This window comes from Haliscomenobacter sp., from assembly GCF_040403615.1.
Taxonomy (GTDB): Bacteria; Bacteroidota; Bacteroidia; order Chitinophagales; family Saprospiraceae; genus Haliscomenobacter.
Genome location: NZ_JBBAKG010000144.1, coordinates 1 through 7,060, shown reverse-complemented (window position 1 = coordinate 7,060; position 7,060 = coordinate 1). Strand labels below are relative to the sequence as shown.

12 protein-coding genes are annotated in these 7,060 nt (G+C 47.4%); all 12 read right to left on the bottom strand.

The features are described 5' to 3' along the window. On the bottom strand, positions 1-293 hold a 293-nt coding region (locus ABW391_RS26455; RefSeq protein WP_353484916.1), incomplete at its 3' end, for a 3TM-type holin. A gap of 20 nt (positions 294-313) precedes the next feature. Further along, on the bottom strand, positions 314-1,291 hold the full coding sequence (locus ABW391_RS26450) for a hypothetical protein (RefSeq protein ID WP_353484915.1): 978 nt from the start codon (positions 1,289-1,291) through the stop codon (positions 314-316). Between the two features lie 8 nt (positions 1,292-1,299). After that, positions 1,300-2,064, bottom strand: coding sequence for a LamG-like jellyroll fold domain-containing protein (locus ABW391_RS26445; RefSeq protein WP_353484914.1), 765 nt, complete (start codon positions 2,062-2,064; stop codon positions 1,300-1,302). A 38-nt stretch (positions 2,065-2,102) separates the two neighbouring features. After that, entirely contained in the window at positions 2,103-2,585 is a 483-nt protein-coding gene (locus ABW391_RS26440; protein WP_353484913.1) for a hypothetical protein, read from the bottom strand. Between the two features lie 318 nt (positions 2,586-2,903). After that, entirely contained in the window at positions 2,904-3,452 is a 549-nt protein-coding gene (locus ABW391_RS26435; protein WP_353484912.1) for a DUF4337 domain-containing protein, read from the bottom strand. A 2-nt stretch (positions 3,453-3,454) separates the two neighbouring features. Further along, positions 3,455-3,763 (bottom strand): hypothetical protein, encoded by a 309-nt coding sequence (locus tag ABW391_RS26430; RefSeq protein ID WP_353484911.1) that lies wholly within the window; start codon positions 3,761-3,763, stop codon positions 3,455-3,457. A gap of 15 nt (positions 3,764-3,778) precedes the next feature. Next, positions 3,779-4,180 (bottom strand): hypothetical protein, encoded by a 402-nt coding sequence (locus tag ABW391_RS26425; RefSeq protein WP_353484910.1) that lies wholly within the window; start codon positions 4,178-4,180, stop codon positions 3,779-3,781. Positions 4,181-4,274: 94 nt separating this feature from the next. Further along, entirely contained in the window at positions 4,275-4,556 is a 282-nt protein-coding gene (locus ABW391_RS26420) for a hypothetical protein (RefSeq protein ID WP_353484909.1), read from the bottom strand. A gap of 31 nt (positions 4,557-4,587) precedes the next feature. Beyond that, on the bottom strand, positions 4,588-5,205 hold the full coding sequence (locus tag ABW391_RS26415; RefSeq protein ID WP_353484908.1) for a glycoside hydrolase family 19 protein: 618 nt from the start codon (positions 5,203-5,205) through the stop codon (positions 4,588-4,590). Positions 5,206-5,219: 14 nt separating this feature from the next. Beyond that, positions 5,220-5,489 carry a hypothetical protein gene (locus tag ABW391_RS26410; protein WP_353484907.1) on the bottom strand — a complete coding sequence of 90 codons (270 nt, stop codon included), beginning with the start codon at positions 5,487-5,489 and terminating at the stop codon, positions 5,220-5,222. Beyond that, on the bottom strand, positions 5,486-6,148 hold the full coding sequence (locus ABW391_RS26405) for a GNAT family N-acetyltransferase (protein ID WP_353484906.1): 663 nt from the start codon (positions 6,146-6,148) through the stop codon (positions 5,486-5,488). Before ABW391_RS26405 ends, ABW391_RS26410 begins: the two co-directional genes overlap by 4 nt. 1 nt (position 6,149) lies before the next feature. Beyond that, a partial coding sequence (locus tag ABW391_RS26400; RefSeq protein ID WP_353484905.1) for a GNAT family N-acetyltransferase occupies positions 6,150-7,060 on the bottom strand: 911 nt, incomplete at its 5' end.

The window sequence follows — 7,060 nt, the reverse complement described above, 5'->3', positions numbered from 1 at the left end:
CCGCCATTGTTGGCTCCGCCTAGTTTTTCTTGTGTACGACCAAATGCTGCAATACCTAGCACCGCACCCATGGCAATGTGGAACAGGCCTGCACCTTGCAGTGTCAGTGGATTCCACTGTGTGATTTGTGTATGAGTAAATGTCTGTAGCAGACTCCACAAGATTGGAAATACCACCATGTCCATGGTACACACTGTCATGTACATCCAGCCCATCATGGGGCGCCATTTTGAGTTCATCCAGTCTTCTTTTTTCTTTTCTGATTCACTTGGTTGTTTTTGTTTTTCTGCCATGTAATGCTCCTTACAGCTATTTACCGGTTGGGAAAGAAGTTTTCGGCTGTGCTATTTCGGTGTATGTCTAGGGTAATACAGTGCATGCCACCGTCCCAGAAGCCACGACAACGAAATGGCACCCAATGCACAGTGATACCTCGACTGTTTAGAGTCTTTTCCAGGGCAGCATTATATCCCAACATTACCACAGTGGATTCATTCACAACCAAACAGTTCAATTCAAAAAATGTTTCGGTATAGTTGCCCACCCAGGTCCGAGCATGCTGAATCACATGCTGGTTGAATGACTGATTGAAGGCCACACCTTCCACGTAGAATTTGCCATTGTATTCTGAGCCAGTGGGCGGTGATTTTCTGTGTTGCCAGTAGGTGGGCTCATTCAGGAAGATACATTCCCAACCAGGAAAAGTTTTTTCATAATCCTCAAAGTACTGATTGGCCAGTATCAGGCCTGGACGTAGAATAGCAAAACATCCGTCCATGTGCCCACCATTTTTTACCCAGGTGATTCGGTAGTCTTGGAATGCTGATAGATCAAAGTTAATTTTAGAAACATCAAATATGTCAGTGTCAATCACAACGTCATGACCCACACGCACCACATTGGCACCATTGATGATGTGATTTGCTCCGGCTTTGACACTGCCTCGATCATAACTGTGTAGTGCATTGGCCCAGGCCTGTGTGGGATTACCTGGAGTTAGCAAAGTTGTACCTTGCGTTAGGAATGTGTCACGTGGGCATATTTCGGGCTTGGTCAACACACCTGCAGCATCCACAAAAGAATCTATGCTGTGATATTCTGGTCTGCGAACTGCCACACCCAGTGACTCCAGAGTGAGTTGTATTGTGGACAGATCTTGCTTGGTTATTTCAGTTATGGCCTGGAATACATCGCGTACTGAAGGCGCCAGATGGTCATACCAGGTAACAGGATAAACATCTCCTAGCCATACTTCTTCAAGCTGGCTCCAGGAATTGTGACTGTTGATCACAACTATCCTTAGAATGGCACTGTTGCTGTTTGTGTCACGGTGCCATTATTGGTCACAGTTTGTGTGCCTGACGTGTCTGTGGTCACCACAGCACCCAACATCAAGTAATCAGTATTAGCACCCGAAGTTAATGGTGCTGACGGTGCTGTGATTGTTGCACTGTTGCTGTCGTACACAGCCGCACCAATGGTGACTCTGAAGTTGGTGACGAATCCTGGAAAGTAACCACCATAGTATCTGCCCACCCAGTTATTGTCGCCCCAGACCTGACTGTCAGTTTGTGTGCCACCTGAAGGACTACCGCCACCTGCAGCACCAGTTGCTCGGGCACAGGTCACATATGAACTGGTGTTGTTGAAGGTTCCAATCCACATGGTTTCTAAATCAGTGCTGGCATTGCGGTTCAGCACTATGTATTGCCATTTGTTTGTTTGCAGTGTTGCTACTGGCCAGGTGTAACTGGGCTGATATCCGCCACCATATCTATCCAGAGTAATAGTGGCATCATCGCTTGTAAACAGGCTCATACCCAAACTTTGATCAGTGCCCATCAATCCTTTGTTGGTAAACCCACTGTTGTTGTAGAACCAGCCTTCTATGGTAAATGCACCTGTATCCGGAGTCCATCCAGGAGTCATGCTGAGATATTGACTAGAGCCGTTGAACCCCAGGCTTCCTGCCAGGGGTGTATAGAGATTGGGCGGGTCGCCTCCAAGCCAAATACCTCCACCTACTGTGATTCCCCCGCCTATTGCTATTCCTGGTAATGCCATAAATTTCCTTTTGAATATGTTATGAGATATTTATGCTGTTATCTTGTGACTATGGTCCAGACTATTGCTATAACAGGCACAATTACTGCTACGGCTCCTATTGCCAGCAGAGTGTTCATCAAGATGTTATACATGGCTTCACGGTCGCGCTGTTGTTGGTCTATAATGGCCTGTTCCGCAGCACGCCGTTCCTTGGCCATTCTTGTGCGTTCTGCCATCATTTCATTCCAGACATCAGCATTGCCTGACCAAAACAGTATGTCTTTGAGTTCTTTTTCGTTGTCCCTGAGAGCCTTAGAAGCCATGGCAATTTGCAGGGCATCCGAACTGATTTGAGCGTCAGTTTTGTTGACAGCAGCAATACGCATTCGGGTGCTGGCCACGTGTACCTGATCTGCTGCGTGATAGAACTGGCTGAATTCTTTGTACAGGCCCGACACATCTTTGCCCAGTTGTACCGCTGCTTTGATGCCCTTGACTGCACCTTGAGCCATGGCAAAGGCTGTGAATGGATCTATCATTTTTCAGCCCGACGTTCGGCTGCTCTAGCAGCGTCCCAGGCTGCACGATCTGCAGGCCAATACGGCACCAGAACCCAACGGCAAACCTGCCCATTTTCTAAGAATTCATTTGTGCCATAGGTTTTTCTTCCGGTGTCACACACCTTGTCTAGGCGTTGCCAGTGACGATAATTTTGAGGTGGCAGCACATACTGATCAGCAGATGCTGGTAGTACTGTTATTAGAATAATTATTGACCATCGTGCATGCACTGCGATACTCCAAGCAAAAATTGCCCAGTGTATTTACATATTCTTTGCGTTAGAACCGATCGGGCGGTTAGATCATCCAGGCAGCCCAGAGCCAAACGCCCTGGCTCATTAGTACTGCGCCTATTAGACCCACTGCAATGCTGGCCCAGAACATGCCCATGCTCACGGCCAATATAGACGCACTTAATAGCACAATGCTCAACTGGAATGCACTGCCTGAAAATGTCAGCCATGGGCTGTGCAGTTTTGCTTGATCTCTATCTGCTTCTAGTGCTCGAGCCCGGGCCATGAGTTCTCGTTTGCCTTCGCCGGTCTTGGGGTCACTTTCGTAGCGATCAATCTTGGCAGTCAGTACCGCAACCTTGTTTGTATCTCGACGAGCTACAGCTTCGTCGCGAGCATTTTCAGCAATGGTTTGTTTGATGCTCTTGGCCTGATAAAAGTTCCAGGTGTCGTTGGCACGGATTGTGTTGGTCAGCACACTGCTGCTGATACCATTGGCAATGTAGGTGTTCACTGCCAACAAGGCGGCTACCACAGTGATTACCCAGCCTGCCCGGTCCTTGATATGTGCTTCACGTTCTGATCTTGATAGTGGTTTAGATTCTTCTGCCATTTTTAATCCTTGGTTTTGTTTTGTTCTTCAATCTTTTTCTCTAGTGACAGAATTTGCCATGATAACATCTGAGTTGTATCTGTCTTGTTTGGGGTTTCATCTTCGTTCTTTAGTTTAATACCAGCCAGCAATCCAATGAATCCGCCGATCACAGTTTGAAATGCTGGTCCGATCAATTTGAAGATTTCAGTGTTATCTACGATTGGATCAAACAGCCCAACCATGAGAGTTATGACCATGGCAAGAATAACCATGCACAGGGTCAATGTGACCATGGTGGTCACTACAAATGTCAGTTTAGTTTTTTCCATATCAAATCCTTTGGATTATTTACCAGCTAAAGGATTGTCAATGGCCTTCTGAATTTTGACGTCGACTTCGCGCTTGAGTGCATCCACTTCGCAACCAATTTCACGGCGAGCATCTGCCATTTCCTTGCGGATGGCATTTACTTCGCTGCGAGCTTTTTCTAGATCTTCCTGAACACCTTTACGGGCTTGGCGCATTTCTGCCTCGGTCTCTCTCTGAGCCGTTTTTATACTGCGTTCAACTGCTTCGGTTACTGACTCGTTGCGGCGAATATCGTTCTTTAGGTCATTCTTGATGTCACGAGTGTAGTCGCTGGTCTTGCTGTCACTGGTAGATTGAGTCACAATTGGGTCTGACTGTGCCTGGGCCAGCGCACAGATGCTGATACCCAGCGCCGCCGCTAGTTGTTTTAGATTCATTATTGATCCTTTTTATTATAATAACCTTGCACTGTATCACGTGCAAGTTGTTATATTTAATCTGGATCAATGAATCATTATCTTGATAGAAAAGTTAATTTTTTTTGGAGCCTGCGCTCTGTGTTGACCGGCTGACTCCTACAGACAACACACAGGCCAGGATCTTGTTGTATTCAACCATGCTCCAGGTTTTCTTGGCAGGATTAGTGACCAACACAACAAATACATCTTCTCCACTTTGCCCCACCCACTGAGGTGTTTCGCCATAGTCCCGTAACAACTGCCCAAATACAATCTTGGGACTATCGCAGGGCACTGTGCGTGAAATTTCTTGAGGCTCGGCGACTGAACTCAATGCAGCACCGGTCAGGATCATGCCTGCACATATTTGTTGAATTCTTGTCAAGTCACACACCCATCACATGCAGAGCATGTTCATAATGACTGATTCGGTCTTCCAGTCCAATGTAGCCACCATTGATGGCTCGGGTCAGTCCTTTGATGTCGCCGGAGTCTGCGTAGCGATTTAGACTGTTGGTTTCCCAGAACCAGCAGGCGCTTTGTGCAGCACCTTCAAATGTGGCCAGATACTCTGCTGCTTCCTCCACAGGGATATCCATGCTGCCCGCAAAGAATGTGTAGTTGTCTCGGCCTGTGAGCTGAATCAGGCCACGTCCACAATAGCGCCAGCCATCTCCGCTTGCTTCATCACCGTTGCCCATTCTGTTGGCATACACACGATTGGCAATGCGTTCAGGTTTATTGGCATACTGTGCTGCAATGTCTGCTGTGGGAAAATACTTGGCAAAGGTTTTCATCAAGCTGGCGGCCTTGTAGTTGAGATTTTCCTTGATGAACACAAAGTTGCCGCTCTCATGGGCGCATTGTGCCACAAAAGCTGCCACACGTTGTGGAGTGTTGATTTCGTAGTCATCCAGTAGCTGTTCCAGGGCCGAATACCAGTGATCAATATGAGGATTCTTGACCATTTGTTTCAGTTGTTCTTTTTGTAGTATTGTGCTCATCTTTTTCTTTCTGATTATTTGACCACGCCTTCAAAGATACGACGTTGTATTTCGTACCATTCAATCCAGGCATCTGTTTTCACAGCACACTCATAATAGGTGCTGTAGTTGATGGTGATGGTTCTGCTGACATCACTGAGTAGAGCATCGTCTTTTAGTTTCTGCAGGTTGGGGCAGGCAACCTGTGCTTGTCGACCCGGTGCTTCGGGGAATGTCATGGTCACAGGCACCAGAGTGCTGCATGCTGTGAGTGCGAGAGAGATTGCCAGTACTACAAGTTTCATTTTTTCTTGGCCCTTCCTGATTTCATATTTGCTAGCCAATGTGCTAGTTGGCCCTTGCGTCCACCCTGCTTGGCAGTTTTGCGTAGACTGCTTACACTGGCTTTTGTGTTGATACCGTGGCGTTTTGAATCACCTTTGTCTTGAGGATTACGACCATCCGCAAAGTTTTCCGCCACACCTTGTTCCCACACACGTTCTTCCCCGCGGTGTTTGTCCCAGAAGCCTGCTCCTGCATCTGTTTGATCCCAGCTACGTTGTATTTTATAACCTTTGCTTTTGACAAAATCATACATTAGTCGAGCAATACCTTGGCTACGAAATTTGTCTTTGACATACAAGTTCTGTGGATCTAATTCTTTGCCGTCGCCTATGTCAAACGTCACGTGACCCAGTTCGTTGCTCCCAGATGAATCAAAGGCATTTACAAACAATTGATCGTTATCGTTGACCATTCTGAATTGCAATCCTTCAAAATCTTCTAGTGGACTTTGTTTGCGTTCCGCCATGCTACGGTTTACACTTTCGCCACCACCATCTCCGCCACCTTCGCCTGCGTCGCTGGCACCATAATAGCCATAACCAGGAAAAAAGTATCCTCCAAGGCCACGAGTTTTCTTACTGCGTTTTTTGCGTTCAGTAATAAATTCACTTGCTCTCATATCATGCTCCTGTCCAGGTGGCCAACAGCAGATTGTCTGATTCATAGCCGTACAGTCTGCTGAGAGCATTTTGCACAGCCGGTTTCAGTGAAGTCTTGCCGGGCACAACATCAAACAGCCAATACGTGCTATTACCATCTTTACTATAGAACTGCCCACCCAGTTCCATGATCTGGTCCATGGTTCGATCAGCGTATTTTCGCCATACTGTGGCGGTGCGTTCCACGTCAAAGATTTGATTGGGAATTCTTACTAGCCCGCGCACTTCAACTCCGGGTATTGTGGCCAAACTCAACCAGTTTCGGCGACCTCCGGGTGTTTGACTATCGCCAGAAACCAAATTCTTTCGCATGATGGTCAACACAATGCCGTACAAGGACTTGGCCAGGCCGCGTCCACGATAGTCTTCGTCCACTGTGATTGATCCCACCTGCACTGTGTTGGGCAAACTGCTTGGATCCAGATTCAGCACAGCCACCACCACGGGGCGGGTAATACCCGGCATGCCTGGATCCACGATCTGCACTCGAGTTTCTGGTCCCATGGTTTCAATGGCATACATGAGATCTGTGCCACCGGGCAAGGGCCTGAAGCGTTTTTTACTGGGCGGTGGCATGTAGTCCAGCATGTCTTTGCCGCCTGCAAACTGATCAGCCGGCATGGTCACAATCTCTTGCAAGTCCGAGCCTTCCTCCATGGAGTCTCTATAGGGTCTCACCCAGGTAAATCTTGTGTCAGCTGGCACCCATTTAAGTCCAAGGCCTTTGTTGCCTTTGGCAGGATCAGTATCGATCAACAGCCAGTTTTTTTCATCGCTGAATGGCACAGTGTGTGCTTTCTTTAAGATTCTGACTATTTTACCGCTGTCTTCTAACTTACCCATCATGGCGTCTTCAGTAACAAAGGCTTCTG

Coding starts and splice junctions, on each gene's coding strand:
- ABW391_RS26405 (WP_353484906.1), bottom strand. CDS start 6,148: ATGAGAGCAAGTGAATTTATTACTGAACGCAAAAAACGCAGTAAGAAA.
- ABW391_RS26445 (WP_353484914.1), bottom strand. CDS start 2,064: ATGGCATTACCAGGAATAGCAATAGGCGGGGGAATCACAGTAGGTGGA.
- ABW391_RS26430 (WP_353484911.1), bottom strand. CDS start 3,763: ATGGAAAAAACTAAACTGACATTTGTAGTGACCACCATGGTCACATTG.
- ABW391_RS26440 (WP_353484913.1), bottom strand. CDS start 2,585: ATGATAGATCCATTCACAGCCTTTGCCATGGCTCAAGGTGCAGTCAAG.
- ABW391_RS26420 (WP_353484909.1), bottom strand. CDS start 4,556: ATGATCCTGACCGGTGCTGCATTGAGTTCAGTCGCCGAGCCTCAAGAA.
- ABW391_RS26415 (WP_353484908.1), bottom strand. CDS start 5,205: ATGAGCACAATACTACAAAAAGAACAACTGAAACAAATGGTCAAGAAT.
- ABW391_RS26425 (WP_353484910.1), bottom strand. CDS start 4,180: ATGAATCTAAAACAACTAGCGGCGGCGCTGGGTATCAGCATCTGTGCG.
- ABW391_RS26410 (WP_353484907.1), bottom strand. CDS start 5,489: ATGAAACTTGTAGTACTGGCAATCTCTCTCGCACTCACAGCATGCAGC.
- ABW391_RS26435 (WP_353484912.1), bottom strand. CDS start 3,452: ATGGCAGAAGAATCTAAACCACTATCAAGATCAGAACGTGAAGCACAT.